General features: G+C 59.4%; 1 pseudogene. It reads left to right on the forward strand.

Going from position 1 to position 229, the window contains the following annotated elements:
• Positions 1 to 229: pseudogene (locus QSV46_RS41290) on the forward strand (hypothetical protein); the annotation flags it as partial.

The following is a 229-nucleotide window of genomic DNA, read 5'->3' on the forward strand; positions in this document are numbered from 1 at the left end:
GTGCTGGAATCTCCTCATGGCCTGATGTCTTGGCCCGGCGGGACGGTAAAATCAATTGCTGATGAGATAGATCAAGGCTCGGTGACGGGGCAGCGGCAAGGTGCTAGAATTGGAACAAATCAAAACCTTCCCTCCGCCTCAAGGAGTACCGTTCACATGGCGATCAAGTTCGGGCGTCCGATCGAAATGCGCGACGCGCCGCCGCGGCAGACCGCCCTCGCCTCCACCC

Origin of the sequence: Bradyrhizobium cosmicum (assembly GCF_032290525.1) — a bacterium.
Classification (GTDB): domain Bacteria; phylum Pseudomonadota; class Alphaproteobacteria; order Rhizobiales; family Xanthobacteraceae; genus Bradyrhizobium; species Bradyrhizobium cosmicum_A.